Genomic DNA, 276 nt, shown 5'->3' with positions numbered 1-276 from the left:
CTATAGCGTGAACAAGCGGGTTATCTGAATAACCGCCGCCGTTTGCGCCGCAAAGCAGACCAACAGGCGGAGCGTGTGAACGCGCAAATGGAATTGAATGACTGGAGAAGGACGCTATGTTTCGATTGATCACCCCGCAAACTGAGGCGGAACTGGCCCGCTATTTTGACTTTCGCTGGCGGATGTTGCGCCAGCCCTGGCATATGCCAGCGGGATCAGAACGCGATGCCTATGACGCCCTGAGTTGCCATCGGATGATAGTCGATGATGACGGCC

Annotated in this window: 1 pseudogene; it reads left to right on the top strand. The window is 55.8% G+C overall.

Annotation, left to right across the window (positions count from 1 at the left end):
• Positions 1 to 116: 116 nt before the first annotated feature.
• Positions 117 to 276: pseudogene (locus ACYP03_RS26035) on the top strand (GNAT family N-acetyltransferase); the annotation flags it as partial.

It is taken from the genome of Photobacterium sp. R1 (assembly GCF_054600795.1).
The sequence above is the reverse complement of the archived record's forward strand: the minus strand, read 5'-3'. Positions and strand labels throughout refer to the sequence as shown.